The sequence below is a fragment of the Exiguobacterium sp. UBA7533 genome (assembly GCF_002479335.1).
Taxonomy (GTDB): Bacteria; Bacillota; Bacilli; order Exiguobacteriales; family Exiguobacteriaceae; genus Exiguobacterium_A.
Map to the genome: position 1 here is coordinate 96,962 of NZ_DLMP01000005.1, position 25,530 is coordinate 122,491.

Consider the following 25,530-nt stretch of genomic DNA (forward strand, 5'->3'; position numbering starts at 1 on the left):
CTTTCTTTCAGTCATCGTTCAGTGTATCACGATTTTTTTAGTTTCGTCATCCTTCTGCAAGCCACAAAAAACGATCCGCCAAGGAAGAGGCGGATCGTTTTAATCGGGATCAAGATGACGGAACGATTTCGTCTGCGTGTGTTGATTCTTGTTCCGTCGAATGAATTCGACGCAATAAGTGTAATTTAAAGAGATACATGACGAGCAAGTGAACGTTCGCCTGCGTCACCTTATAGAGTATCCACGGTAAAGCAGGGACGAATTCGTGAATGGCAATGATACATTCCTGTGTACCGGGAATTTGCCGAAATTCAATCCGACCCCGGCTATCTTCCTCGACTTTTGCGAACAGTCCGCCGGTAATCCGGTATGTCGCCATTTGTCGATCACGAACCGGTTCCTTCGTCAATTCAAGTAGGGGTTGTTCGTAAAATGGAATGTTTATTCCAACGACTTGATCTTTCATAGTTGATGATAGGAAAGGACGCGCAAACGAAGATAACCAATCCATGTAATCGTCAGCTGCCCAGTCGGCATCGCGATCCTTCGGCAAAAGAACACGTTGAACTGAACGAACGTCAAGGGCGTCTGGTGTTGAAGACGACGAGGAAGAAGAACCTTTTTTTTCTTCCTCCTCTTTTAGCGCATCACGGACCGATTGTTCGAATGTAATTTTTCCGTCACTGATCCCTGGAACCATTTTTTCTGGATCTGCAACCATCTCATGAACCATGCTTTCAACGAGTGGATAGACGGTTTCTTTTGGTTCTCCAGACACGAGCGTCACCCAAAGTCGAGATAATTTAACGGTCAATAAAGGAATATCGATGGTCGGTTGTCGTTTTCCCATGATGTCAGCAGTTCGAAGGATCATCTCTTTATAGGTCATCGCTTCCGGTCCACCGATATCGATTGCCCGGTCTTTAACATCATCGCGATCGACACTTTCACCAAGTGCATGAATGACATCCGGTAAAGCGACGGGGTGTGTCTTGTTACGTGTCCATCGTGGGAGTGCCATGACGGGGAGGCGTTTGACGAGCTTCGATAAGATTGGGAAAGATGAGCCTTTTGGACCGACAATCAATGCGGCACGGATCGTCGTCACCGGTGTGCCATAAGCACCAAGAACGCGTTCGACCTCGAGTCGGCTCTTTAAGTGACGCGATAGATTTTCTGTTTCCTCAGGAATGATACCACTTAAGTAAATGATTTGTCGGATACCATTTTCTTTTGCTGCACGGGCAAAGTTATCGGCTAACAATAAGTCCATGTTTTCAAACGATCCTTGTGTCAATTTAGCAGAAGGCATCATCGAATGAACGAGGTAGACAGCGATGTCCGCTCCTTTCATACCAGCAATCGTATCGTCTAGAGAAAAGAGATCGCACGATCGCCATTCGACACGTTCCTCATTGTCCTTATCATCGCCGTTTCGAGAAAGGGCAATGACGTCATATTTTTTCTTCAGTTCGTTCAGTAGATTGTGACCGATGTAACCGGTAGCTCCGGCTAAAGCTAGGCGCGTTGGCATGGATGTAAACTCCTCTCTTATATCTGTTGTAATGTACCCCCAATCGTGTCAGTTCAATCGCAAGAGGATACGCTGAGATGATTCAGTTGGATGGAATAGGGAATAAAAATATAAGGAAAAGAATCAACAGGAAGAATGAAAAACAAAGGAGGCTTCAACCATGCAGACGATACAATTCATGCAAGCGGAACATGAACGACGATTCGATCTGTTGTGGAGACGCTTAAAGCCGAAACAACGAGAAGATGCAGCGATGGTCTCGATGCTGTATCTCGCAACAGGACAGCCACAAGTGCTCGAACGATTCTCGGATTATTTCTTTCCGGATAGTGGTGAGTTTTTTGATCGTGAATTTCTGTCAGAACCCTATCCAAGTCCAGCGTTAGAAGCAATCATCCACTTGATCGTACAATTATATAATGGGCGAACGACGATAACGATCATCGAGTTGATTGAACGATTGGATGAACAACAGATGTCGCTTGTACTCGAATCGATTAAATTACGGGCTTACGGGTGTCAGATGCTACAAAAAGTCGCGAAATCGTAATGGTACACGTATATGAATCCGATCGACGAAGAGATTTCCTGATTCGTCGGTCGGATTTTTTATGATGGAAGAAAAGTTGTAAGTTCAAGAATCGATGAGAAGATGTTCGTAAATCAGAGTTCAATAAAATAAATCGTCCTGAAAATAAAAGCTAAGTTTATTCACGAAGAACTAATTGAGGTGGGCGACGACTGGAAATAAGATGAAAGTATCAGTAAAAGGTGGTTTATCTATGGAAGGAGTGACATCATGCAGCTCAAAGAATCGATCTACTTTCACTCACCGATCTTCATCCAAAACTTGTTGACGACTTTACAAGGACGTCGCCTGTTCCACGAACGATATGGTCCAGCCTATCAACAACGCCTACAAGAACTGAAGCAGAAGTTAGGACGACCGAATGACATACGGGCGGAACAGTTGCATCGATTAAACGACTTCCTTTCTTTTTGCCAAACGCATAGTCCGTATTATCAGGAATTGTTTTCCTCTCTTGCGTTAGAGCTCCCTCTACGATCGATTGACGAACTAACACAAATTCCTCCTTTGACGAAAGAAATCTTACGACAACAAAATGAGGATGTCCATGCGCGCGTCCATGCTCCGATTCTCGGGAAAACGGGCGGTACGACCGGCAAATCGATTCAAGTCCATTACACGAAAGAAGACATGCAAATCCGCATGGCGCATCTCGACTTTTTCAAATGGACACATGGCGTCGATCAAGGGATGCGCCGTGCGAGTTTTACCGGTCAAATGCTTGCCTCGCCTCAACAAAAGGCACCGGTTTATTGGCGGACAAATAAAGTCATCAATCAAATGTTGTTCTCGATCAAAAACATCAATCCGAAAACCGCAGCTGCATATATTGAACAACTCAATCGGTTTCAGCCGGAATCAATTGATGGTTTGCCTTCAGGAATGATCGAAGTTGCACGATACGCTAAAAAATATGGTTTGACTTGCACATTTCGTCCAAAAGCGATTTTTCCGACGGCTGAGATGATGACGGCAGAAGAGCGAGCACTTGTCGAGGATGTTTTCCATGCGCCAATCTATGATCAGTATGCGTCTTCAGAAGGGGCTCCGATCGTCGCGGAATGTCCGTATGGCAAAAAACATTTACATTATGAGATGGGAATCATTGAACGCGATGAGGATGGCGAAATTCTCGTGACGAGCTTCGATACGCACGGCACACCACTTATTCGCTATCGAGTTGGAGATCGCATGACGCTCAGCCAGGAAACGTGTCCTTGTGGTCACCAAGGTCCGATCATCGCTTCGATTGACGGACGAGGACGAAGTTTCATCCAATTACGAAATGGACACCGTGTCTTTGAAGGGGAGCTCGCGGGAATCGTTCGAGCGTTCCCGAACTGTATCGAACGTGTGCAATATATTCAAGAGACGCGGGATGAGATTGTGTTATTGTATGTACCAGATGAACGGTGTTTCGAAAAAGAACACGAGAAGAAACTCTTTTTCGTTCTTGACCGATTGTTTGAAGGACAACTGAATGTCGTCATGCGTGCCGTACCCGAAATTCCGAAAGAAATCAGTGGAAAGACGCTACTGATTAAGCAACAGTATGTATGACATACGAAAAGGTGAGATCGCCGATGATCTCGCCTTTTCGTATGTCCTGAAACCATCAGTCGCGCGGACGCACCGGAATCCAGATGGCAGATTGATAATCGGCGGCAGACGGGTCGCCTGCCGAATAGACTTCGAGTTCTGCATGAGGTAACGGCTCATAACCATGTGACGGAAGCCATTCTTGGTAGATGCGGTGCCACATCTCTTGAATGGCGTGCGGCATCGGACCGACAACTGGGAACGTCGCCCAAAGACTCGCCGGAATCGTCATCGTTTCCTGACCGGGCAGGACTTCCGTTGTCGTCGTCGCGATCCAATAATCCATCGATGCTTCGGTGAAATTGGAGCAGACACCAATCACACCATCAATCTGACCGTCATTTTGTTTGAACAAGGTAGCATCTTGACCGGAATGATTCACATCATTCCAAAACAATGGAATCAGTTGTTGTTGGGCACCATCTTGCGTAGGGAAATGTTTTCGCCATCCTGAAATCTGTAAAGCAGGTCGTTCGATGAGTTGATAATCCATTTGATCCAGTCCCTTCAAAGTCACCTGAATGCTCAGGCGGTTATAGGCGTGAACCCGACGTCGCTCGTTTCTCATCAACGTCGGGGAACAACCATGCTGACGTTTGAAAGCTTTTGTGAAAGCTTCCGGTGTCTCATAACCAAAACGTAAGGCAAGATCGATGATTTTTTCGTCCGTCTGTGTCAATTGTTGCGCAGCAAGCGTCAGACGTCGCCCTCTGATGTATTCCGGTAAGGTCATCATCGCAAGTAAGGAAAACGTTCGTTGTAAAGTATACGTTTGCATCTGCGCCACGCTTGTCAAAACGTTGAGATCAATCGAGTCTTCTAAATGATCTTCGATATAGTCAATGACGCGTTGAATCGATTCGAGCCACATCTTGTCACCTCCTTGTTTTCAGTATAGTAGAGCGTTGATCATCGGACCTGTCCAAGGTGATATCAATTTGTCAGGATGCATGTTCCCTTGTATTTGTCATATTCTTGTCAGGTACATAGGCTATCGTAGAGACATCGAAACCGTTACTTCCCTTGCGAAAGGACGTGATGACATGGGTATCAAAGAGCAAATCTACAATCGCTCTCCTCTATTTCTCCAGCACCTCTTCACAACCCTCTATGGGTATCAATTGCATCGCGAACGTTATGGACCGGTCTATCAAGAACGGTTTCGGATGCTCCTCGAACGAGAACAATCGACGATCGACGTCAAAGCGGAACAACTTGACCGTTTAAATGACTTCCTTCGCTTTTGCATTGAACACAGTTCCTATTATCGTCAGCTCTTCATTTTGCATGGCATTCTTTTACCGTTAAAGGACCTATCCGAACTAAAACATATTCCTGTACTGTCAAAAGAAATATTACGAACGCAAATGGAGGACATTCAAACAGATGTTGTTGCGCCAATTATAGGGAAAACGGGCGGAACAACAGGCACATCACTGCAAGTACGATATACGATACCGGATATGCAAATTCGAATGGCCCATCTGGATTATTTTAAGGCGACCCACAATGTCTACCGTGGCATGCGACGGATCAGCTTTACGGCACAGGATCTCGTACCCGAGCGTCAACAGACGGACGTCTACTGGCGGATGAATCGAGCGGCGAATCAACTCTTATTCACGGTAAAACGATTATCCCCACGGACGATGGCAGCGTATCTTGAAGCCATCGAACGTTTTCAACCAGAAACAATCGGTGGTCTTCCGTCAGCGATGATTGAACTCGCCCGGTTTGCGAAGCGAGAAGGGATCCGCTTGACATGTCAACCGATTGCGATTTTTCCAACGGCTGAACGAATCGACGCGGAAGAGCGCCAGGTCATCGAAGAAGTGTTTCATGGACCAGTTTTTGATCAATATGCATCGTCTGAAGGAGCACCAATCGTCTCGGAATGTCGACTTGGTCAAAAACATCTGCATCATGAGATGGGGATCATCGAACTCGATACAGACGGGGAGATTCTCGTGACGAGTTTTGATACACACGGCACCCCCCTCGTTCGCTACCGGGTCGGAGATCGGATGACGCTCAGTCAGCGCACCTGTTCCTGTGGTCACCCGGGACCAATCATCGAATCAATTGACGGAAGGGGGCGGGCATTCATCCAAAAACCGGATGGTCAAAAGATTTTTGAAGCGCAACTGTCGAGTATCGTCAAACATTTATCAAACAATATCGAGCGTATTCAATATGTCCAATCGACGCCGGATAGCGTATCGATCTACTACGTTCCTGACGCGGAGCGATTCAGTCAATCAGACGAACACCTTCTGATGGAGCGTCTGTACCGTTTATTTGGTCGTGATATCAAACTTGATGTCCAAGCCGTTTCATATATCGATGCTGAGGAAAGCGGAAAGATTTTGCTCATTAAATCAAGCTTAACAGGATAAAAGAAAGAGGTTGACCCAAAAAAAAGAATGACGTGTCTTTTCACGCCCTGTCTTCAGGCGAGACACGAGCCAGTTTTCCTGTTTCATTCAAGCAGGAAAGCGGGTCTTGTTTGTCTCTGACAGCGCAAAGATGCGCTTTTTCCTATAAGAGTTGCGTGAAACGCGTCATTCTTTTTGTTATGAGATAAGAGTGGCAGATCATTATTTTACCACCCTTATCTTTGTAGAGACTGACTTTTGAGTCAGCCCCTTTCTAATTTCTTCTCACCATACCTCGTGTAAAAGTAAAAAACATCTCCGCTGATAGTATTTCTAAAGATGTACCACATTAAAAATGTTAAAGTGCCTCATTGATTTAGATTTTTTTCGATATCCCTTACCTTTTGTAAAAGCCATTTTTTATTTTCTTTGTCTTTTACGATGATGAAATCTTCTGTTCCTTTAACAGCATAGATGGTGGATCCGACTGAAAAGAGATTCGATTGACTGTTCGCTTGGGGCATTTCGTATGCTTTTGTTTTCTTTAGTATCGTACTAATTTTTTCTCCTTGTTGTTTAGATGCGTCCAATTCAGCTTCTGTTCCGTTATATTCTTTATTGTTCACAATGACGATCATGGCATAACTAGTTTCATCCTCTATACCGGTTTGATTGCATCCGAATAAAAATCCAATGAACACAATGACGAATATCCTTTTCATCGGAACCTCCTTATATAAGTATTTGTTGAATGGTAACGTAAATTCATAATAGGTAAAGGTCGCTTCCTTTACCAAATATAAGGTAAAATAAGGAAAAGGAGGAATGTAGATGAAGCCCCAGATTTTACTGTTAGGCATGTTCCATCTTGATCGACCGGCAAATGGTGATCTGATTCGTCCAGTAATTTTTGATGTCGCATCAGAGAGACGGCAACAGGAAGTTAAGGAAGTCGTTGTTCGATTGAACAGATTTCAACCGACTTGCATTGCTCTTGAAACGTCACCTGAACGCATAAGTGACCTGCAACATACATATGACACCTATCAACACGAGAGTGATTTAACCGCTAATGAACGGCAACAAATCGGCTTTCGCCTAGCCCGGATGGCAGGATTAGCACAGTTGCATGGAATCGATTGGAACGAAATCGTACCAGGCGTACCGGATTTAGGAATAGTCCGTTCACATCATCCGGAAGCTTTCGAGACGATCGTCACTGCTGAGATGAAGCGGACTGAACAGTTAGAGAACGCGATGGAGCAGTTATCCTTTTCCGAGTGGCTCGGTCGATTGCACGCTGAAGAGACGATTGCAGCGTCCGCTAAGGTCTACGATCAAATCGAACAGCTGGAAAACGGGCGAATTTGGATCGAACGCTACTGGCATGCCCGTAATCAAAAGATTGCCGATCGTCTACTGCAACTTGCCCAGACGACCGAGCGAATCGTCTGTTTGTACGGTGCTGCGCATCTTCCGCTATTAAGACAATACTTAAATGAATCGAACCAAGTTGTAGTGATGACATGGAGCGATTGGAACAACGATAAGGAGTGTATGTAAATGCTATTTCACTACCATATTTGGACACCACATTTGGAGGAAACAGAAGCCTGGTATACAGCACGCGGGTTTCACGTTTCTCAGCGCATTGGAAAGAAAGATGGAGAGTTTTCTTCGTTTAATCCACCTCTGACATGGAACGATTTTCGAACGGATAAGATTGTGTTTCGGATCATTGAAATGAAACGCGGGGCAGTGAACGTGACTATCGGGTACGGGAAGGTCATTCGCTTCGACCACATCGGATTTTTGATTCAATCAGATGACTTGCAAATGATCCTTGACCGTGCAGAAACACTTTCGTTTACAGTCCAACCGAATGAGCGTCGGACGTTTTTGCAGACACCATACGGATTACGGATTGAACTGCAAATCCATGAAGATGCGATTGCGGATACGGATGGAACGACACTTGAGCGTCTGATCCTAGCGACGCCGCTCGAAGGATTAGAGGCGGATTTAGCGAAACTGTTCGATCAACCGGTTCCGCAAATCCAAACCGTCCGCGGGGAGAAGACCGTCTTGCAAGAAGCAGTCTTTTCCGACGTATCGCTAGCAGGCACGGATCCGAACGGTGTTCAGCTCGTCTGCTCATAATCAACGAAGACTTTGATCGGGAGATCGGTCGATGCCATGAAGGCAGCGAAGCAGTTGGCGAGCTCCGAAAACGAAGTTTCTTGTTCGAACAAAGCAGGTAATGTCGCGTGACGATCGTTGGAAAAAAGCCAGTCTGCGTGCATATGGTAGCTCCAACCGTCACTCGATGCAATGATCTGAAGTTCCTTTGCGTGAAACGCGGGCGTCAACGTCAAAGATTCACGGTTGCCGTCCGATAAGACGCAGATTGCACCATGAGGACGGACAGCGGATTGAAGTTCGGCAAAGGCCGCTTGACGCCCAGAACATTCGATGGCGGCGTCATACGTGTCTGAATCCGGCGTGACGATGTGTGCCCCTAATTGACGTGCTAATTCAGCTCGGGAGGCGAGCGGCTCGATGATATCTATCTGGCGAACGTTAACGTAATGCCGTAAGTAATGTACCGTCAACAAACCGATCGTACCCATTCCAGAAACTAAGACTCTCGCGTCGGGCGTCAATGTCAGTTTTCGGACGCCTTTTGCCGCGTCACAAGATAGAATCAGTAGCAAGGCTTCACGTGGTGAGACATAAGCAGGAACCAAAATGACCTTCGACTCAGGTACGATCGCCTGATCTTGATGACCATAGAAGCCGACGACCCGATCACCGGGCTTGACGATTTGGACGGCGTCACCAACAGCAAGCACTTCCCCATAACTTTCATATCCGGTCTCGAGCGGATAGTTATAGCTGGTTTCAGTCATGTCTTGTTCTAGCCATTGCGGAAGTTCGGCGCCGATACTAATGGCACCGGCAAGGGTGCGGACGTGGACGTCATGGATGCCGAGCGGCGGTAGGTTCCGAACGAGATAACCAGGCTTCTTCAGCTCAACGAGACAGCAGGTCGTTGTAGTGTTCAAAATGCAAACCCCATTTCAATAAAGAATCAAATATGTGTAAGCATACCTCAATTTACTTGTAAAATATAACAATTCGATAACGTATTTCATGTATGATAAAAATGGAGGAGGAGATTCTTGTATGGCATCTTTATTGATTTTGGCTTTGCTCGTGTTCGCATTCTTGACGTTTCGGTACAGTAAAATCCTTGTCCGAAAGGATATCTCTACCGCAAACAAACGACTCGCGATCGTCTTTTATTTGATTGCTGTCAGTGCACTCGGCGCTGTCGTCTATTTTAACGTATAAGGAGGATCATCCATGCACTCAACAACAAAACGACGAATCGGTGCGTATATCATCAACCAGGCTGTCTATCTCGGACTTTCCGTCGTCATCGAAAAAACGGTATTACGACGTGTGAAGTCAGAAGTCGTTCACGCCGTCGTGACACAACCGACGATCAGTTTTCTAGGAGAAGTCGCGCAATTAAAACTGTTGAATGGAAAAACGATTGGTGGTCAGATCTGTGGTATTCAGGTCGAGAGCGAGAACGGTTTGCCGTTGACGACGAAACAAATCGTCCGTCGAACAGTTTATCGCGATACGGTCTCGTTGTTTAAGATTCGACCGTACTGGAAACCGTTTCTCGAGAACGGACAACGATTACCGGAAGATGACTTTGCGAGAACGATCGTCCGCTTGAACCGGGAGAAGCTAAAAAATGAAGCTTGATTTTCATGTCCATAGCGTCCGCTCCTCTCACCCAACAGGAGCCATTCTACTCTACCATGGTTGGGGCGGTACGGCTGTTTCTTATCTAGAGTTTGCACGACAATTATCTGAAGAAGGGTTCGATGTCTTTATCCCGGAACTTATTCGACACGATCAACGTGAACCGTTTGATCATCCGTTTGATCCAGAAGTATCGACGACCTATTTTTGGACGGTCGTTGAACAATCGATCAAGGAAGCGACAGCTATCATCGAACAATCAGGCTGGCATGTTTCAGATGTGATCGCGATCGGCGTCTCGATGGGTGGGTTCATTGCCCACGGAATCATGGCGCGTTTGCCGATTAAAGCGCTCATTGCGATCAATGGGGGCGGCGCCTTTCTTGAAGCGGAGCATCAATTCCGCACGCGCGACGGACGACCTGCAATCAAAGAAACAGATGTACCATGGAAGATCGATCCGATCGATGTGATGGATGAGCGTCCGCGTTTGCTCCTGCACGGGGATGCTGATGACATTATTCCACTATCAATCCAGCAGTACTATCACGTAACAGCAGTTCAAGCAGGTATGACGCAAACGACTGAATTATGTGTTTTTCCGGGTGTGAATCATACTGTGACGGAGGCGATGATCGAACAACTGATTGTCTGGGTGAAGCAAGTTAAACTTCAAGGGGCGACAGATGGACTATATACGTTTTCTCCGCAGTAAGGTCGGTCAGGAAAAAGTGATGTTGAACTTTGCAGGTGGCATCGTCTTCGACGAAGAGGGACGCATTCTTCTACAAAAACGGCGGCAGCAACAAGCGTGGGGCTTTCCCGGCGGCGCACTGGAACTCGGAGAGTCGATTGTCGAAGCAGCCAAGCGTGAGATTTTCGAAGAGACCGGAATTCATGTCACGATTGAACGTTTGAGTGGTGTTTATTCGCAGTACGAAGAGATTTATCCGAATGGGGATGTCGCCCAACCAATCGTTCATTTTTTTGTTTGCCAAGTCAATGGAGGACAGTTAACGATCGACTCCAATGAATCATTGGACATTGCCTTTTTTGAAAGAGACCAGATGCCAGAACTCTATAGCGACTTGCATCAAGTCGCCTGGAACGATTTTTTGACGGAAATGGGTCCGGCCTTTCGATAATGAAAAACATCCTTCTGATTTTGACGTCAGAGGGATTTTTTTGCATGCTACACGTTTAGCGTTCGAATCCGCCTTCGGAATGAATGACTTGTCCGGTCACCCAGCCACCGTCTGGACTAACGAGGAATTGAATCAATCGTGCAACGTCTTCCGGCGCACCGATTCGCCCAAATGGAAAACTAGGTTTAAGCGCTGTCCGTGTTGCTTCATCCATCCAAGTCGAGTCAGTCGGACCCGGATTGATGGCATTAACGGTGATACCAAGCGGTGCTACGGCTGCCGCATACGTCTTCGTAAATGTTGACAATGCACCTTTCGTCGTAGCGTACGCAATCTCGTCAGGCATTGGACCGAGGTCTTGTCCGGACGTCAATTGGATGATACGACCGGAAGTTAGATGTGCTTCAGCAAATCGCTTTGTAAAACGTGTCGCGAGTAATAGCGGTGCCCGGAGATTAACGGCATAGTGTTGGTCGAGGCTTGCTGCATCGAGCGTTTGCCAATCTGTCATTGTCGAATGAGCAGCGTTATTGATCAGGATGCTTGGTGCTCCAACATCTTCTATGCGTGCGAATAACTCGTCAGCAGCATTTGATTGACTTAAATCAAGTTCAATCGCAAGGACTCGGGCACCTTGATTTTCGAGTTCGGTTGTAAAACTAGCCGCCCAATCCGCTGTTGCTTTAAAATAAGTAAAGACCAGGTCATGTCCAGAAGAGACAAGTTGGCGGCAGATTGCAGCTCCGATGTCGCGTGTCTGACTGGCACCGGTCACGATGGCAATCGATCGTTTTGTCATATATATGCTCCTTTTAAGTAGATGGATTTGTAAAAACCAAATGTTTACAGAATCAGTATAACGGAATGAAGAGAAGAAGAGAAAGCGTTATCATGATTTAACATACTAAATAATTGCATGTTTATACCCAAAGTGTGGTAAAGGAAAAGTGTACAAAATCATTCGTTAAACAGGTAGGGAAGGGTGAATCAATCATGAAAGCAATCGTATTATTCGATGGAGAATGCAATCTCTGTGACGCGAGCGTCCAGTTCATCTTAAAACGAGACCAGGGGTACCATGATTTTGCATCGTTACAAGGGGAGACAGGGCAAGAACTCGTAAGGCGCCACCATCTCCCGGAAACGATTGACAGTGTCGTCGTAATTGACCGGGGTGTACCGTATATCAAATCGGATGCTGCGTTACGGATTGCCGGTCATTTAGGAGGTGGATGGCGTCTGTTGAGAGTGCTTCGCATTGTTCCACGTTCACTCCGGGATCGCGTCTATGATTTCGTTGCAAACAATCGTCATCGTTGGTTTGGACAAAAGCAGCAGTGTGCACTGCCGTCTCCGGAGACACGTGCTCGATTTCACGACTAAATATGAAAAACCGCGACGAATCGGTCGCGGTTTTCTTCTGTTCATTAGTTGGTCACATGCAACCAGTTACAACTTGGCAACGGATTGCCGAGGAAACTTAAACCTAAATCATGGGCTTGGTGGATTGTTTCAAAACAATCGTCTCCTTCATCCAGATATACTTCATGGTGCGGTGATTGGAGATGTGTTCCTGCGATACGCCAAAGATTTGCATGATGCGCTACCTTGATTTCGTAGTCGATATTAGGTGAGACGACGAGCGGATTGCCGACAGAGTGGTGGAGCGTATATCGTGCTTTTGATTGATCTGATAAATAGACCCGCTGAGTCGACGCTACATCTTCTCGATATAACTGATGACGAGCATCAAAAGATCGGGTAGGGTTTGCTTGTTTTGATAGTTGATGAGTGGTTTCACCATCAAATGTCAAGACTTCTGTAAAGGTGCGATACTCTTTTGAAAAAGGCGAATATTGTCGCGCATCGCCTTCGAAATAACGATGCGGAGAAAACGGATTCGGGTTCATGAGAATTGGAGGAGCAATGAACGTCAGTACACGCAATCGGTAAGAAGAAACCTTCTTATGTGAAGCGGATAGCGGGTACAAAGAAAAATAGAGCACGAATTGTTCAAATTCTCGTTCACGGTCTTGTTCCTGTTTTATCTGATTCGTAACGCGGGCGAACGTCTCGATCATCCGTGCGAACGGCATCGATTTTCTTGAAATTGGACGGAGCACCCGGATTTCAAAACGTGTAAATTGTTCAGGGTTAATCGTTCCTTTCCATTCGGGTGACGCAGTTTGACCTAATCGATGCCCATCTTGAAATACCGTATAATGCGATACCTCTGGGATTTCACCCCACAACAGTCGGACAGCATGATCTTGTTGGATCAGGACAGTCATTTTTCGGTTCCAGAACAAATCATCTGTACTTGAAACAAGAGCGGTGACGATACGTGTCTTCGAATCTGAATCGATCAGTTCGAATGACAAAGGCTCAAATAAAGGAAGTGTCTCCGTTTGATAGCTATTCGAGTTCTGAATGAAACACGGTCTACTATTTAATAAGAGACGGACGTTACTTGTCCCTTCCCAGGTGAGACAAACAGTTTCTCCACTTTGTTTGATTTGAATATGATTGATGTCAATCATGAGACTGATCGCTCCTTACACGAATTCTGAAAGAAAACCCCTTCCACTTCGAAATCAGAAGGGAAGGGGGAACGTCATAGTAAGCCTTTAGCAACTTCTAGTTTTTCTTGATCGTGTTTTAATTGTTTTTTCAAGTCATGCACGTGATACATCTCATGATCGATCATGTATCCGGCGATTGCTGCGTGAGTCTTAATGGCTTTGTTCAGCTGTTCAGTCAAGACTTTTCGAACGTCAGGAGAAGCCGTTTCCGTAATTGCAACAGCATAAGCGCGGACAAGTGATTTGCTGCTGATCAAGAAGTCTGTCGCAATCAACTCGTCGCGTTTTTTACTGGGACGGCTAATGAATTTCGAGTGTTTCACGGATTGCGAGTGGTGATTTAGCCATCGATCTCACTCCTTATCATGTAACATACGTTTGACAGTATCTTTGACGTTTTGCATTCCTGTTTTTTCTGCTAGGTCGTGGTGAAGTTTGTGTGCCGGTACCTTCATGTTCGGAATATTTCCTTGCGGTGCAGGATTTTCTAGATGAACGAATTCACCGGTTCCATCCTGCGCTTCCCCTTGAGCCCAGCGACCTTCTTTTGAAGCTGTGCCTTCCGATAGGTCCCAGAACTCATAAGCATGCGGTTGCGCTTCCATCTCATCTTCCGGTGCGAAAGTAGCAGGCACGACAACTCCGTTTTTCGTCTCCAGTTCTTCGATCGCAGCCATCCATTGATACTGATGATACCGGTCGCGAGCGAGCATCTTACGGAAGGTAGCGCGAACGCCTTCATCCGTCGTCATATGATAGAGGCGAGCGACCTGAAGACGACCTTGTGATTCAGCATGTAAATTCGAACGCATGTCTGCCAATAAGTTACCGCTCGCGACGATATAAGATCCGTTCCACGGAATGCCGTTGGCGTTCGATGGCAGTCCACCGAGACCGCTGACAAGAAGATGCTGTGGATTCATACCCCCGAGAATTGCTGCCGTCGCTGGATCTTTGGCAGCTTCTGCCTGATCATCCGGTGACGCCCCGTCGAGCAATTGAGAAATGAGGGAACACAGCATTTCAACGTGCCCGATTTCTTCCGTCCCGATATCCATCAGCATATCCTTGTACTTTTCTTCACCACGGCAATTGAAGCCTTGGAAAAGATATTGCATCATGACCGTCATCTCACCGAATTGTCCACCGAGTACCTCTTGCACGGCCCGAGCAAGCTTTGGATCGGGTCGATCAACCTTGACTTCGAATTGTAATTCTTTTTGATGGCGAAACATGAAAAGAACCCCCTTTAAGTTTTAAACATATGCGATTTACACATGTTATATACCTTAATCAGTTTCTTTCAAACCTGTTTTACCTTATTTTTCGATAGGTTGAAGTGAACGTTTAATCAAAGAATGACTTTTAGGATCATTGATCCATTCAGTGATGTTGTTAAAGATGAAGGATGTCTCGTTCAAGATGGACCGTCGCCACTGTTTATTTTTAGGGATGTAAAGTGCATCGAATCGCTCTCTAATCCGTCGAGGGGCAACTGCTTGATTGAAAAAGAGACGATTTTCATCAATCGTTGCTTTTAACGTTCGGAGTAGGGCAAAAGGATGCTTTCCAAGCGTTCCACACTCTAATGTTAAACCTAAAAAACCGATGTGTCGCTTTTTTGTTTCTTCATACAGATAGTTTAACCATTCTCCTTCAATTGCATAAAACTGTTGATCTCGTGGTTGATCGACGATCGGATAACGTGTGTATACTTCTACCTCCCTAGCGTGTCGTGGATCTTCCGACGACATGACGAGTTGGACTTGACCCGCTGGTCCATACCCCGTATGGCAGTCGAGCATCACGACATGTTGGTAAGCAGATAGTGTATCGACGAGCCGACTTAACACATCGGAGAAGTAAGCGTCTTGCGTATGTCCACCATAATAGAATCCGGTCGGATGCTTGAATTGTCCAAGTGTCGCAGCCTTTAAAAAAGCGTGTGGACCTAGACGAAGCAAGTCGTATAAGACATGCAGTGTAAACGGTATGTAATCCAGACGCCGTCCTGAACCTGACCGTTTTATAAACAAAGATTGCAACTCATCAAAACCCGGATTGCGTAAATCTGCCTTTGAAAAATCGTGAATCGCGTTTCGATTTAAATTGAGGTTATGCTGTGTTTCTTTTCGATGATGTTTCATCCCATATGCATTAATACCATGGATCAGCAAAATATCGACTTCTCCCGTATTTACCTGTTTCATATGGTCTGATAAAAACTGGAGCTGCATGGCACTCCCTGCGTACCCTTCGATTCCATGTAGTCCACTGGTTAGGATCAATAATGTTGAATTATTACCGGACTGGCCGTGCCACCAATCGGAATAGAGTGACGCTCGTTGTTCCAGTGAATCATGCGTTAGCTTCGGATAATGCTGAGAAAGAATGCACTGTGCAGTCTCATTGAAACGTTCGCGTGCTGATTCATACGTTCCAGAAAAATAATGAAGCATGGTTATTCCTCCTTATTCATCAAGCATGAACTCGAGGAGCAATCCAGTGATAATGTCGAACTGAGAATTTCTAAGGCATGATCTTTTGCGACAGCGGTTTCTGCTGCCGTACAGTCTGCAGGGACATGAATGGCATATTCCCGCATATAGGCGTCATTTGCTGTAAATAAGATACACATGTCGGTCGTTAGACCGGTGATGATAAGACGCGAGACATCCAAATGCTTCAATAAAATATCGAGCTGAGTACCGAAAAAACCTGAGTGCTTGGGCTTGATGATGAAGTAATCATCCTCTTCTGGATGGAGTGCTTCGATGAGTACATCCCCAAGACCCCCGCGGCACTCATCAATGATTTGATTGACATTTTCCTGCCACAGACCAAAATTGTCATTGACGTAAATCACGGGAATATTTTGACGTTTGCAATGTTGTTTTAATTTTGTGAGTGGTGAGAGGATAGGGAGCGTTTGTTGCATTAACTGCTCAGCTCCTTCAAAATCCATCTTATTAATGACGTCAATGATCAACAATGCTGTATTTTCTTGAACAGTCATGGTGGACTCCTCTCATAAAAAAGTAATCAAATAATGATAAGGCGAATAGAGTTGGGCTTTAGAGATAAAAATCTCGGAAGGGGAGGCTGATTCACGGGCTCCCCGGACATCGATTAAACAGCGATAAATAAGTGATTCCAATTCAGCGATGAAATCAGAGTATTGATACAAAGCATCATTCAATCGTCTTTTGCGGTGATCCTCCATCAAGACGATGCAGGGGTTGGTTTCTTTCAGTGCCATTGCACTGAAGACAGTTTTATGCTGTTTAAAATCTTGATTTAAACAGTGAACGATTTGATTTAAATCAGCTTCCACGTTCTTCACTTCCTAGTTGTAGATTATTCATACTGTTATTGTACATGTTATTGGTTGTGTTCCACTCTTCATCACGAGGTAAACGGATAAAAAAGTCAGATCCTTTTCCGATTTCTGAATGAACGGTGATTCTCCCACCATGCGCTTCGATGATTTCCTTACAAATCGGTAAACCGAGACCTGTTCCTTGAACTTGGAGGTGGTCTGCTTGTTCGACACGGTAATACGGATCAAAGAGGTAGGGAAGATCTTGTTTTGGGATACCATATCCGTCGTCGCTAATGGTGATGACGATTTCAGCTTCACAGCACGCTAACGAGATTTGGATATTTGAATCAACGGGAGAGTATTTTATCGCATTATTCAAGATGTTTAATAAGACCCTCCGGATTTTTTCTTGGTCAGCCGTAATCAGGCAAGGACCGTCAGTTTGGATTTGTAAATGATGCGTCGATGTCGCAACGTTCAACCACTCTGTTAACTCGATGAGCATATGTTCGATGCAAAATGATTCTAACTGATAGGATTCTTTTTGATGACTAAGTCGCTGATAATCTAGGAATTCGGTTAACAGTTGACTGAGTCGCTGTGTCTCACTCCGCATGGTTTCTAAATATTTTCGCTGTTTTGAAGGAGATAACGACCGGTGTAACATTAATTCACTGAACCCTTCGATGGATGCAAGTGGCGTTCGAAGCTCATGTGATAAAACCGAAATGAAGTTTTGCTCCTTTTTAGCATGGTTGACTTCAACTGTGCGTTCACGAAAAACAAATAGAATACCTTGACGTTCGGGTAAAAATTCTGTGTAAAGTCGTAAATGACGATCGTCTGGCATTGAAAAATCCTGAGCTGGAATAACTGATGCGTGGTCAAAGCCTGCTTTGATTTGTTCGACATATGCATATAACGCCTCTGTTTCGAGAATCAACGGTTCGAAGGCTTCGATGACGAATGCTAAGTTTTCAGATTGGTTTTCAGAAGGTGACCAGTTCGGAAATAATTGATGAAACACGCGATTCGTAAAGATATTCGTATTCGTCACATCGACGAATAAGATAGCTTCTCGTAAACCATTTAAAATGCGCTGAATCAATTGATGGTGTTCTTTTATACGGATGTCATCAAGCAATCGCATCAACCCGATATTTAATAAATGAGTCGTTTTCTGAAGTGCGACAGTCTCAGTAAAACGATGATTAAATTGTAACGTCAATGAACCAATGAATTTTGACGGACTGTGTAAAGGGAGAGCACATAACGTCAACTGCTCCTTCTCGATTAGATGGATGGATGTATCTAGCTCGGTCTTCGCTTCTAACTCCAACCGTTCTTTGTCATAAATTTGTTCGTCTGATAGTGCGATATGGACAGGTTCAAAATTCTCCGACTGCGGTGAAAAATAGATATGAGCCGCCCGAAAATGACTACCGATTACTTGTAGCCAGGTGTGAAGACCTGAAGTAGATTGATGACGCAAAATTTGAGTGGCTAACTGATTTTGAAATTGAAGTTGTCGCTCGATTGTTTTTTGTTGGTATAAAGACTCTTGAAGTTGTAAATTAGCAACTTGTGTTTGCTGGTGTTCAAATGCGAGCAACGTCGTCATTTGTTGCATCGATCGCCCAAGTGTACCAATTTCATCGTAACGGTTCTGAAAATCATTCTGTTCCAATCGATCAGGCTGTTTCGTTTGATCGACGAGATCGAGTAAATCTGTTCGAAAAGACCGCACAAGTCTTAAAATCAAGTAACTGAGAAGACAAAAAGCGATGATCATCACACCAAAGGCGTAGCGTAATACTTCAGCGGTTCTTTGTTGTAGCGACTGCTGTGCGTTTTTCTCTTCATTATGAATCATTCGAAAGTAGTCGTTAACGACGAAGTCAGACTGCTGAACCAGCTTTTGATTATCCGTACGTATTTGCAAAGTGACTTCCTGTTCCAAAAATCTTGAAAATTGAACGAGTTGATGCGCAAATCGTTCGTCTGATGGATCTGAATAACGTTGACTGAACGATTCAACGTTTTTTTGTAAACGTTTCAATCTTTTATTGATTTGCTTCAGATCATCTTGATCATTAAAATCAATTTGTTGGACTTGGAGATTGACTTGTTGTGCTTCATTCCAAAGCGTGCGAGCTTGCGTTTTTTGTAATGTGATCTTCTGTGATGAAGTTCGGTGTTGCTCTAGCTCTTTTTGAGCAATGTAAAATGTTAAGACGCTGATGCTTGCAAAAATTAAGAAATTCGAAAACAATAAAATATAAAACCGATGGAACATACTTGATGAGAGCCAATTCATGACAAGACCTCTTTCTAAAAAATATATAAATAAACTTTAAACGTACATGTTTAAAAGAATCTTATCATAGACTTGAAATAACTAAATAATTTGCTTCATCAAATTAAAATATCATTTTACTTTTTCCGAGAAATGCCTAGATTTTGACACTTCATATCCTTTAAGATAAACGATATACATATGTGCAAAACCACTATAAACGACACTTTAAGCCATACTATTGATTGTGAAAATGAGTGAGCTTCTGTACTATGTCTATATAAAGGAAAGAAAAAGAAGGTGAAATGGATGAAGATGACTCGCTCTACGGACTATGCCATTCGTGTGCTTATTTTCGCAGCGTCGCATCCGACTCGGCTCGTGCAAATTCAGGAAGTGGCAACCCATTATGATATTTCTAAAAATCATTTGATGAAGATTGTCCATTCATTGAGCAAGTTTGGTCTCATCATTTCTGTACAAGGTCGTAATGGTGGGTTCAAATTAGCAAAATCCCCAGAAACGATTACGTTAGGAGAAATCGTTCATTTATTTGAAGAAGTATCCTATCTTGAAAATGTGACAGTTCCAAATAAAAATGGTAGTTTGCAAAACACACGACAAGCGTTCGATCAAGCATTCACGTCCTTTACAGACGCGCTGCAGGCATATACGTTACAAGATTTAATCGCGCCAACGATGAACGATTGATGGAAGAGTCAGAGAGGAATAGATGATCTCTGGCTCTTTATCCGTGTACATATTCCAGTCATGCAGATTTTTATCAGATGATCATATTAAATATGATTATAACTAGTATCTTTTATGTTACTATAAACAAGATTCGGAGGCTATTCGAATCTTAGTTTTGAAACAAAAACATGTACACTTTGTACTTGTTTTTGTGGTATAACTTTACAGAAGGGAGGTTTTTTTCCCAATTCACCTGCTTGATTTCATACAGGACTCTTACTGTCCATTCACATAAAGGATTAAAGGCATTCGTCCGTTGATCCATGCAAAAGGGAGGGTTTCGGTATGTCCGAAATGACCATCGAAATGTTCGTTCACTTCGTTCAACATTTAGTACATTCTCCACGATTCATCGTCCAGCGTCAGCATGAACATGAGAACGCCTACATGTTTGAAATTCGAGAGTTGAATCTATCGCGAGTCTCAAAAGCCGTATTGCTTCATAAGACAGTTGATCTTCTCCAGGAAAAGACGTCAGAAGATACACGCGAAACGTTGACGAATGAACTGGTCACTCTATCACAAAAGACATTAATGAAGTCAGATACGATTGCTACACTTAAAGTGGAGTCAACAATAGACGACTCATTGCATCTTACATTTTCAGAAGACAAAAAGATCTGGTTTTCTGGAAATCTTGATACAGAAGAAGCGATCAATCGATTCACAGAACATTTTCAAAGCGTCATAAATGACGATCGAACGTCTTATTAAATAAAGCAGGTCGAGCCACATCAGTGGTTCGACCTGCTTTTGTCTTATCTTCTGCAGAGCATTAAGACGTTGCCGTTGGAATAAAGTAAGCAAAATCATCGAAACATTTAATGTCATAAATGATAAATGCTTGTAGTGGTCGGACGAACTTATAAGATGCATCAATGTCCGTCGTATAATAATTAAACAAGGCATGTGGTGAAGGAGGATGTCGATCTATTGCGTCATTCGTGTGATCATTGAGCGTTAAACGAGCTGGACCTTCGAAGGGATTATTATAGATAGTTGACGTGACACATAACGAATCAAACGGCAGCTGAAGTAACTAGTGATACCAAGCGGCGAAACGTCTTACATCTAAAAGACAGTGTTCAAACAGTGCACAATGAGAGGAAACGAAATCGACATAATAATCTCATGCTTCATTTTTCATACATGTTCATTTCAGTGAACACATTTTAATCCCTATAATTGGAATATGTTAAGATGTATCAGGAAAATCATTTACGTATTGGAAAGGAATGATGATATGGAAACCATCATCTGTACGACGTGTGGAGTCGAACAAATCAAACCGCATCGCGAAACGTGTTTGATTTGTTTAGAGGAGCGACAGTATGTCAATCCAACCGGTCAAACATGGACGACACTCGCTGCCATGCAAGCGTCAGGAACGTACCAAAATATCATTACGGACGACGGAGCAGGTGTCTATGCGATTCAGACGACACCAGCATTCGGCATCGGTCAAACGGCATATCTCGTCCAAGGAAAATCGTTCAACCTGTTATGGGACTGCATTACATATCTTGATTCCGCAACGAAAGAGCAGCTTGACGAATTAGGCGGGCTTCAGGCGATCGCTTTATCACATCCGCATTATTACGCGACACAAGTCGAATGGGCAGAGGCTTTTGACGTACCGATCTATATTCATGAAGACGATGCGTCGTTCGTGACGCGACCAAGTGAGCGCATCGTATTCTGGAGTGGTGAACGCTTGGAGTTGACGGAAGATTTGATGTTACATCGCGTCGGTGGTCACTTCAAAGGAGCAGTCATCTGTGAACGAAAAGATGCGTCAGCAGGGCTGTTGTTGACAGGAGACATCATTCGAATCGTTGCCGATCGGGCATGGGTCAGTTTCATGTACAGTTATCCGAATATGATTCCGCTTCCTGCAAAGACGGTCGCGCGCATGGCAGAAACGATACGCCCGCTTCGCTTTGAAAAATTATATGACGCCTTTCATCGGAAGATCGAAACCGGTGCGTCTGAAGCTGTAGCGCGCTCTGCAGAGCGGTACATTGCTGCCTTGAACGGAGACTGGTTCACGACATGAAGTCGCGCTTGATCGTCATCCGCGGGAACTCCGGTAATGGAAAAACGACGCTAGCTAAGGCATTACGATTGGTCTTACCGGATAGTATCCTGTTTTCGCAAGATGTCATCCGTAGAGAAATGTTGAACGTAAAAGATGGACCAGGAAATCCGACGATTCGCTGGATCGAGGAGTTGGTTGGACTTGCTGATGGACGTCATGCGACGATTCTGCTAGAAGGAATTCTCGCACAGGATTGGTACGGTGAGATGATTGACCGGTTGGAACGACGCTTTACTTCACGGTATGCGGCGTATTATTTTGACGTTTCATTCGAAGAAACCGTCCGTCGCCACGCAATGCGCCAGCCGACGGAGTTTTCTGAGACGGATATGAAACGCTGGTGGATTGATCAGGATCACCGCCCGACGGATCGTCTGATTGCTGAGGATAGATCCATAGAAGCCATGATTCAGATAATAAAGCGTGAGCAGATAGGAGAGAGTCAATGACACATTATATTTTTGACATGGATGGAACATTGTTTCAAACAAATGCTGTGCTTGCGCATACGTTAGAAGAGGTCTTTCATGAATTGCGTCAGACGGGGCGCTGGGAAGGAGAGACTCCACTCGCGCTCTATCAGAAGATCATGGGCGTCTCACTACCGAAAGTATGGGAGACATTACTTCCGGATTTTTCAGCCGCAGACCAACAGGTTGTGGATCAAAAGTTTCGACATAGCTTAGAGCAGGCAGTCAAGTCCGGGCATGGTTGTTTATATCCAGGAACGGTCGAGTTGCTCGCTCGTTTGAAACAAGCGGGTCACTCGGTCTATATCGCTAGTAACGGATGGCCGTCCTACCTATCAGCGATCGTAACGACGTATGGTCTTGAAGCGTATATCGATCATGTCTATAGCATTGAAGACATTCATTCCGGTGATAAATCAGCACTCGTACGAGAGATTTGTAAGACGCACGACATCTCGTCCGGATACGTCGTCGGCGACCGATTGTCCGATTTCAAAGCGGCGCAAGCGAACGGACTAGTAGCAATCGGTTGCCAGTTCGATTTTGCGCAAGAGCAGGAACTCGTAGTCGCGGACCGAATCGTAACAGAGCTGAGTGCTGTCTACTAAAAAGAGCCGTCTTCTGCGGAAGACGGCTCTTACTTGTAGCAATTATTCTGCCCACCAGAGGGCATCATCTGGTTTTTTTGCGATCGACGCGACTTCTTTTTCACTCGATACAGTCGGATGCGATCCTTTAAGTGCTTTACCGGCTGTATTTTTAAAGAGGAAGAAGAACGTGACGAATCCGATGACGCTGACTGCTGTTAAATAGAAAGCAGGAGCGAGCGGATTTTGCGTCTCATGGACGAGCCAAGTCGAAACGAGTGGCGTCGTTCCACCGAAGATCGAGACCGAGACATTGAACGTCACGGATAGTGTCCGGTAGCGGACATCCGTATAGAAGATACTTGGTAGCAGACTAGGCATCGTTCCTTCAAAGATCGCCAAGAAGAATCCGAGGATGAAGATTCCGATTCCGACGAACAAGAGTGGTTTAAGACCAATCAAGAAGAACGACAGGATCGAAAGCAACGATAGTCCTGCTAACGCGAAGAGGACGATATTGCGATTGCCTTTTTTATCACTTAGTTTTCCGAAGAAATAAGCGAGTGGAATCATGATCACCATGACACCGGTGATGAGAATCGTACTTGTCGAACTTGACATACCAATGACTTCATCAAGGTATGATGGCATGTAGGACAAGAGCATATAGTTCGTAATGTTGAAGAACGCGACAGCAATGAAACAAAGAATGATATCACGCTTATGATCGCGTAAGATTTCGCGGAATGTCGCGGGTTCTTCTGTATTTTCATTAATCTCATTTTCGAAGATTGGCGACTCATCCAAATGACGACGTAAATAGAGACCGAATAAACCGAGTGGTGCTCCAAGGATGAATGGAATCCGCCATCCCCAAGATGCCATTTGATCATCTGATAAAGTGACAAAAAGTGTTGTAGCAAGTAATGAGGCAAGAATGTACCCACCGAGTGTTCCGATTTCAAGACCACTTCCAAGAGCACTCCGTTTGTTATCAGGTGACGACTCGGCAATGTAGACCATTGCTCCGGCATATTCTCCGCCAGTCGAGAACCCTTGTAAGATGCGGGCTAATAGTAAAAGGATGGGTGCCCAAATTCCAATTTGATCGTAGGTCGGTAATAATCCGATGATAAGCGTTGAACCGGCCATCATAACAATTGTCGTCGTTAAGACGACCTTCCGTCCAAGTCGATCTCCGATGCGTCCAAAGACGATTCCGCCGATTGGTCGCATTAAAAAAGCGATCGCAAAGGTCGCAAAAGTAAAGACAAGCTTCAGTTCATCATTTTCAACAGCGCTAAAGAAGTTTTGACTGATGATGATTGCGAGATAGGAATAAAGACCAAAATCGAACCATTCCATCGCATTCCCAATTCCGGTCGCGTAGACACTCTTTTTGGTTTGCTGCATGTCAACGACATTGACTTTTTCTTTTCTGAATTTCATAAGTTCTATTCACTCCCTTTGATAAGTTTGTATCGTACCATAGCAGGAAATGAAGTCAAGTTACTAATGTGCTTAACCAATTGAAAATGACTGAAAACGGCTCTATGCCGGGAGTTGTCAAACCGTTGATGCTCTAAGGACGAACAAGGGTGTGCATTTTTTATGAAAAAAATTGAAATTTTTTTAGATGTTTTCTTAAATTCGAAACAATTTTCATGTGTTTTCATAATTTAAAAAATCAGTAATCCGCCTATAGAAGGAGGGCGGGAGGACCATATTTTGGTAAGTTAAAAACTCAGATGGAAAAGTGAAGGAGGAGTACATATGAAAAAGAAATGGATCGCAATTCTGGTTATAGGTCTCATTGTAATAATCGGTGGTTGGTATGTCAGTTTTCAAGAATCACAAGTATCCGGTTTTCCGGTACCACGATTTGATACGGCAATTGAAAAACAAGGTGAGTGGAAGATCAAAACTCGACTTGTCTCGGAAACCGATGGACCGGGTTTACTGTATAGAACTCGGATCCGACAAGCCGGTTGGGAAGAACTCGATCGTGAAGGCGCAACAGCGTGGTATGAAAAAGAAGGGAAAGTGGTTGCCTTGACGACGTTTGATGGGGAACTGTATCTCGAAAATTCTAGTAAAAAAGACATTCGATTATAAAATCACAAAATGAGGCCATGATTGGATCATTGCTGTAAGAACTTCAAAAGGATTGCATGGCACTGGCTCATGCAATCCTTTTTGTTTTAATCGTCTTTAGAAGAGGAGAGTTGTTTATGGGTCTTAGAATCATAAATTTTATAGGAAATCGGGAACTGATGATTCTTCGTTGAAATGACGCGACAATAATAGGGCACGTCTTCTCCGTACGCTCCTAATTCCGGATTTTCTAGGAAGGTGAAATCCTCATAATCCTCTGTTGAGTCGAAAATAATAGAAATGGAG

The 25,530-nt window shown here is 44.4% G+C and carries 29 protein-coding genes; 16 read left to right on the forward strand and 13 right to left on the reverse strand.

Features of this window, described 5'->3' with window-relative positions; genetic code table 11:
• Positions 1 to 109: 109 nt before the first annotated feature.
• Positions 110 to 1,534: an NAD(P)H-binding protein gene (locus tag B2U10_RS07845; protein WP_290750952.1), complete on the reverse strand. Its 1,425-nt coding sequence runs from the start codon at positions 1,532 to 1,534 to the stop codon at positions 110 to 112.
• Positions 1,535 to 1,694: 160 nt separating this feature from the next.
• Between B2U10_RS07845 and B2U10_RS07850 the strand changes: the two genes are divergently transcribed.
• Together B2U10_RS07850 and B2U10_RS07855 are read left to right on the forward strand one after the other, a co-directional pair.
• The gene (locus B2U10_RS07850) at positions 1,695 to 2,084 is read left to right on the forward strand and encodes a hypothetical protein (RefSeq protein ID WP_035407503.1); all 390 of its coding nucleotides are present in this window, start codon (positions 1,695 to 1,697) and stop codon (positions 2,082 to 2,084) included.
• 249 nt (positions 2,085 to 2,333) lie between these two features.
• The gene (locus tag B2U10_RS07855) at positions 2,334 to 3,683 is read left to right on the forward strand and encodes a phenylacetate--CoA ligase family protein (RefSeq protein ID WP_035407506.1); all 1,350 of its coding nucleotides are present in this window, start codon (positions 2,334 to 2,336) and stop codon (positions 3,681 to 3,683) included.
• A 55-nt stretch (positions 3,684 to 3,738) separates the two neighbouring features.
• Here the strand turns inward: B2U10_RS07855 and B2U10_RS07860 are convergent, their stop codons facing one another.
• Positions 3,739 to 4,593 carry an AraC family transcriptional regulator gene (locus B2U10_RS07860; RefSeq protein WP_035407510.1) on the reverse strand — a complete coding sequence of 285 codons (855 nt, stop codon included), beginning with the start codon at positions 4,591 to 4,593 and terminating at the stop codon, positions 3,739 to 3,741.
• Positions 4,594 to 4,765: 172 nt separating this feature from the next.
• Here B2U10_RS07860 and B2U10_RS07865 point away from each other — a divergent pair, with 172 nt between their 5' ends.
• Positions 4,766 to 6,118, forward strand: a complete 1,353-nt coding sequence (locus B2U10_RS07865; RefSeq protein ID WP_290786612.1) for a phenylacetate--CoA ligase family protein — start codon at positions 4,766 to 4,768, stop codon at positions 6,116 to 6,118.
• A gap of 347 nt (positions 6,119 to 6,465) precedes the next feature.
• Here the strand turns inward: B2U10_RS07865 and B2U10_RS07870 are convergent, their stop codons facing one another.
• On the reverse strand, positions 6,466 to 6,819 hold the full coding sequence (locus B2U10_RS07870; RefSeq protein WP_290786615.1) for a hypothetical protein: 354 nt from the start codon (positions 6,817 to 6,819) through the stop codon (positions 6,466 to 6,468).
• A 109-nt stretch (positions 6,820 to 6,928) separates the two neighbouring features.
• On the opposite strand from B2U10_RS07870, the gene B2U10_RS07875 reads away from it, so the two are divergent.
• A complete protein-coding gene (locus B2U10_RS07875; protein WP_290786617.1) occupies positions 6,929 to 7,660 on the forward strand; it encodes a DUF5694 domain-containing protein in 732 nt (243 codons plus the stop codon).
• A complete protein-coding gene (locus tag B2U10_RS07880; protein ID WP_290750932.1) occupies positions 7,661 to 8,257 on the forward strand; it encodes a hypothetical protein in 597 nt (198 codons plus the stop codon).
• On the opposite strand, the gene B2U10_RS07885 is transcribed toward B2U10_RS07880, so the two are convergent.
• On the reverse strand, positions 8,239 to 9,162 hold the full coding sequence (locus B2U10_RS07885; RefSeq protein ID WP_290786619.1) for a zinc-dependent alcohol dehydrogenase: 924 nt from the start codon (positions 9,160 to 9,162) through the stop codon (positions 8,239 to 8,241). The two genes, B2U10_RS07880 and B2U10_RS07885, sit on opposite strands and share 19 nt — an antisense overlap.
• Before the next feature lie 121 nt (positions 9,163 to 9,283).
• On the opposite strand from B2U10_RS07885, the gene B2U10_RS07890 reads away from it, so the two are divergent.
• From B2U10_RS07890 to B2U10_RS07905, 4 genes are read left to right on the forward strand one after another with little or no spacing between them, the layout of a single operon-like run.
• Positions 9,284 to 9,451, forward strand: coding sequence for a hypothetical protein (locus B2U10_RS07890; RefSeq protein WP_155960143.1), 168 nt, complete (start codon positions 9,284 to 9,286; stop codon positions 9,449 to 9,451).
• 12 nt (positions 9,452 to 9,463) lie between these two features.
• Positions 9,464 to 9,877 carry an RDD family protein gene (locus tag B2U10_RS07895; protein WP_290786621.1) on the forward strand — a complete coding sequence of 138 codons (414 nt, stop codon included), beginning with the start codon at positions 9,464 to 9,466 and terminating at the stop codon, positions 9,875 to 9,877.
• Complete coding sequence (locus tag B2U10_RS07900; RefSeq protein WP_290786623.1) at positions 9,867 to 10,592, forward strand: alpha/beta fold hydrolase; 726 nt, start codon at positions 9,867 to 9,869, stop codon at positions 10,590 to 10,592. The genes B2U10_RS07895 and B2U10_RS07900 overlap by 11 nt, the downstream gene beginning before the upstream one ends.
• The gene (locus B2U10_RS07905) at positions 10,564 to 11,022 is read left to right on the forward strand and encodes an NUDIX hydrolase (RefSeq protein ID WP_290786625.1); all 459 of its coding nucleotides are present in this window, start codon (positions 10,564 to 10,566) and stop codon (positions 11,020 to 11,022) included. The genes B2U10_RS07900 and B2U10_RS07905 overlap by 29 nt, the downstream gene beginning before the upstream one ends.
• 55 nt (positions 11,023 to 11,077) lie before the next feature.
• Here the strand turns inward: B2U10_RS07905 and B2U10_RS07910 are convergent, their stop codons facing one another.
• Positions 11,078 to 11,827: an SDR family oxidoreductase gene (locus B2U10_RS07910; RefSeq protein WP_290787651.1), complete on the reverse strand. Its 750-nt coding sequence runs from the start codon at positions 11,825 to 11,827 to the stop codon at positions 11,078 to 11,080.
• 188 nt (positions 11,828 to 12,015) lie between these two features.
• Here B2U10_RS07910 and B2U10_RS07915 point away from each other — a divergent pair, with 188 nt between their 5' ends.
• Entirely contained in the window at positions 12,016 to 12,405 is a 390-nt protein-coding gene (locus tag B2U10_RS07915) for a thiol-disulfide oxidoreductase DCC family protein (RefSeq protein WP_290786628.1), read from the forward strand.
• 44 nt (positions 12,406 to 12,449) lie between these two features.
• On the opposite strand, the gene B2U10_RS07920 is transcribed toward B2U10_RS07915, so the two are convergent.
• The 7 genes from B2U10_RS07920 to B2U10_RS07950 all read right to left on the reverse strand — a co-directional run bounded on the left by B2U10_RS07920 (position 12,450) and on the right by B2U10_RS07950 (position 19,243).
• Positions 12,450 to 13,562: a hypothetical protein gene (locus B2U10_RS07920; RefSeq protein WP_290773997.1), complete on the reverse strand. Its 1,113-nt coding sequence runs from the start codon at positions 13,560 to 13,562 to the stop codon at positions 12,450 to 12,452.
• 74 nt (positions 13,563 to 13,636) lie between these two features.
• Positions 13,637 to 13,927 (reverse strand): spore coat protein, encoded by a 291-nt coding sequence (locus tag B2U10_RS07925; RefSeq protein WP_290786630.1) that lies wholly within the window; start codon positions 13,925 to 13,927, stop codon positions 13,637 to 13,639.
• 30 nt (positions 13,928 to 13,957) lie between these two features.
• Positions 13,958 to 14,839, reverse strand: coding sequence for a manganese catalase family protein (locus B2U10_RS07930; protein WP_058264888.1), 882 nt, complete (start codon positions 14,837 to 14,839; stop codon positions 13,958 to 13,960).
• 84 nt (positions 14,840 to 14,923) lie between these two features.
• Positions 14,924 to 16,063, reverse strand: coding sequence for a M14 family metallopeptidase (locus B2U10_RS07935; RefSeq protein ID WP_290786632.1), 1,140 nt, complete (start codon positions 16,061 to 16,063; stop codon positions 14,924 to 14,926).
• Positions 16,064 to 16,065: 2 nt separating this feature from the next.
• A complete protein-coding gene (locus B2U10_RS07940; RefSeq protein WP_035407544.1) occupies positions 16,066 to 16,620 on the reverse strand; it encodes a cysteine hydrolase family protein in 555 nt (184 codons plus the stop codon).
• Between the two features lie 12 nt (positions 16,621 to 16,632).
• On the reverse strand, positions 16,633 to 16,938 hold the full coding sequence (locus B2U10_RS07945) for a hypothetical protein (protein WP_035407545.1): 306 nt from the start codon (positions 16,936 to 16,938) through the stop codon (positions 16,633 to 16,635).
• A complete protein-coding gene (locus tag B2U10_RS07950) occupies positions 16,928 to 19,243 on the reverse strand; it encodes a sensor histidine kinase (protein WP_035407548.1) in 2,316 nt (771 codons plus the stop codon). Before B2U10_RS07950 ends, B2U10_RS07945 begins: the two co-directional genes overlap by 11 nt.
• A 288-nt stretch (positions 19,244 to 19,531) precedes the next feature.
• Here B2U10_RS07950 and B2U10_RS07955 point away from each other — a divergent pair, with 288 nt between their 5' ends.
• The 5 genes from B2U10_RS07955 (at position 19,532) to B2U10_RS07975 (ending at position 23,151) form a co-directional block, all read left to right on the forward strand.
• Positions 19,532 to 19,933 carry an RrF2 family transcriptional regulator gene (locus B2U10_RS07955; RefSeq protein WP_056061810.1) on the forward strand — a complete coding sequence of 134 codons (402 nt, stop codon included), beginning with the start codon at positions 19,532 to 19,534 and terminating at the stop codon, positions 19,931 to 19,933.
• A gap of 327 nt (positions 19,934 to 20,260) precedes the next feature.
• Positions 20,261 to 20,689, forward strand: a complete 429-nt coding sequence (locus B2U10_RS07960; protein ID WP_056061808.1) for a hypothetical protein — start codon at positions 20,261 to 20,263, stop codon at positions 20,687 to 20,689.
• A gap of 529 nt (positions 20,690 to 21,218) precedes the next feature.
• Entirely contained in the window at positions 21,219 to 22,031 is an 813-nt protein-coding gene (locus B2U10_RS07965; RefSeq protein WP_290786635.1) for an MBL fold metallo-hydrolase, read from the forward strand.
• A complete protein-coding gene (locus tag B2U10_RS07970) occupies positions 22,028 to 22,522 on the forward strand; it encodes an AAA family ATPase (RefSeq protein ID WP_290786637.1) in 495 nt (164 codons plus the stop codon). Before B2U10_RS07965 ends, B2U10_RS07970 begins: the two co-directional genes overlap by 4 nt.
• Positions 22,519 to 23,151, forward strand: a complete 633-nt coding sequence (locus B2U10_RS07975; protein ID WP_290786639.1) for an HAD hydrolase-like protein — start codon at positions 22,519 to 22,521, stop codon at positions 23,149 to 23,151. The genes B2U10_RS07970 and B2U10_RS07975 overlap by 4 nt, the downstream gene beginning before the upstream one ends.
• Positions 23,152 to 23,193: 42 nt before the next feature.
• On the opposite strand, the gene B2U10_RS07980 is transcribed toward B2U10_RS07975, so the two are convergent.
• Entirely contained in the window at positions 23,194 to 24,579 is a 1,386-nt protein-coding gene (locus B2U10_RS07980; protein ID WP_035407564.1) for an MFS transporter, read from the reverse strand.
• A gap of 324 nt (positions 24,580 to 24,903) precedes the next feature.
• On the opposite strand from B2U10_RS07980, the gene B2U10_RS07985 reads away from it, so the two are divergent.
• The gene (locus B2U10_RS07985; protein ID WP_290786641.1) at positions 24,904 to 25,245 is read left to right on the forward strand and encodes a hypothetical protein; all 342 of its coding nucleotides are present in this window, start codon (positions 24,904 to 24,906) and stop codon (positions 25,243 to 25,245) included.
• Positions 25,246 to 25,530 lie beyond the last annotated feature (285 nt).

Coding starts and splice junctions, on each gene's coding strand:
- B2U10_RS07845 (WP_290750952.1), bottom strand. CDS start 1,534: ATGCCAACGCGCCTAGCTTTAGCCGGAGCTACCGGTTACATCGGTCAC.
- B2U10_RS07850 (WP_035407503.1), top strand. CDS start 1,695: ATGCAGACGATACAATTCATGCAAGCGGAACATGAACGACGATTCGAT.
- B2U10_RS07855 (WP_035407506.1), top strand. CDS start 2,334: ATGCAGCTCAAAGAATCGATCTACTTTCACTCACCGATCTTCATCCAA.
- B2U10_RS07860 (WP_035407510.1), bottom strand. CDS start 4,593: ATGTGGCTCGAATCGATTCAACGCGTCATTGACTATATCGAAGATCAT.
- B2U10_RS07865 (WP_290786612.1), top strand. CDS start 4,766: ATGGGTATCAAAGAGCAAATCTACAATCGCTCTCCTCTATTTCTCCAG.
- B2U10_RS07870 (WP_290786615.1), bottom strand. CDS start 6,819: ATGAAAAGGATATTCGTCATTGTGTTCATTGGATTTTTATTCGGATGC.
- B2U10_RS07875 (WP_290786617.1), top strand. CDS start 6,929: ATGAAGCCCCAGATTTTACTGTTAGGCATGTTCCATCTTGATCGACCG.
- B2U10_RS07880 (WP_290750932.1), top strand. CDS start 7,661: ATGCTATTTCACTACCATATTTGGACACCACATTTGGAGGAAACAGAA.
- B2U10_RS07890 (WP_155960143.1), top strand. CDS start 9,284: ATGGCATCTTTATTGATTTTGGCTTTGCTCGTGTTCGCATTCTTGACG.
- B2U10_RS07895 (WP_290786621.1), top strand. CDS start 9,464: ATGCACTCAACAACAAAACGACGAATCGGTGCGTATATCATCAACCAG.
- B2U10_RS07900 (WP_290786623.1), top strand. CDS start 9,867: ATGAAGCTTGATTTTCATGTCCATAGCGTCCGCTCCTCTCACCCAACA.
- B2U10_RS07905 (WP_290786625.1), top strand. CDS start 10,564: ATGGACTATATACGTTTTCTCCGCAGTAAGGTCGGTCAGGAAAAAGTG.
- B2U10_RS07915 (WP_290786628.1), top strand. CDS start 12,016: ATGAAAGCAATCGTATTATTCGATGGAGAATGCAATCTCTGTGACGCG.
- B2U10_RS07920 (WP_290773997.1), bottom strand. CDS start 13,562: ATGATTGACATCAATCATATTCAAATCAAACAAAGTGGAGAAACTGTT.
- B2U10_RS07930 (WP_058264888.1), bottom strand. CDS start 14,839: ATGTTTCGCCATCAAAAAGAATTACAATTCGAAGTCAAGGTTGATCGA.
- B2U10_RS07935 (WP_290786632.1), bottom strand. CDS start 16,063: ATGCTTCATTATTTTTCTGGAACGTATGAATCAGCACGCGAACGTTTC.
- B2U10_RS07940 (WP_035407544.1), bottom strand. CDS start 16,620: ATGACTGTTCAAGAAAATACAGCATTGTTGATCATTGACGTCATTAAT.
- B2U10_RS07950 (WP_035407548.1), bottom strand. CDS start 19,243: ATGAATTGGCTCTCATCAAGTATGTTCCATCGGTTTTATATTTTATTG.
- B2U10_RS07955 (WP_056061810.1), top strand. CDS start 19,532: ATGAAGATGACTCGCTCTACGGACTATGCCATTCGTGTGCTTATTTTC.
- B2U10_RS07960 (WP_056061808.1), top strand. CDS start 20,261: ATGTCCGAAATGACCATCGAAATGTTCGTTCACTTCGTTCAACATTTA.
- B2U10_RS07965 (WP_290786635.1), top strand. CDS start 21,219: ATGGAAACCATCATCTGTACGACGTGTGGAGTCGAACAAATCAAACCG.
- B2U10_RS07970 (WP_290786637.1), top strand. CDS start 22,028: ATGAAGTCGCGCTTGATCGTCATCCGCGGGAACTCCGGTAATGGAAAA.
- B2U10_RS07975 (WP_290786639.1), top strand. CDS start 22,519: ATGACACATTATATTTTTGACATGGATGGAACATTGTTTCAAACAAAT.
- B2U10_RS07980 (WP_035407564.1), bottom strand. CDS start 24,579: ATGAAATTCAGAAAAGAAAAAGTCAATGTCGTTGACATGCAGCAAACC.
- B2U10_RS07985 (WP_290786641.1), top strand. CDS start 24,904: ATGAAAAAGAAATGGATCGCAATTCTGGTTATAGGTCTCATTGTAATA.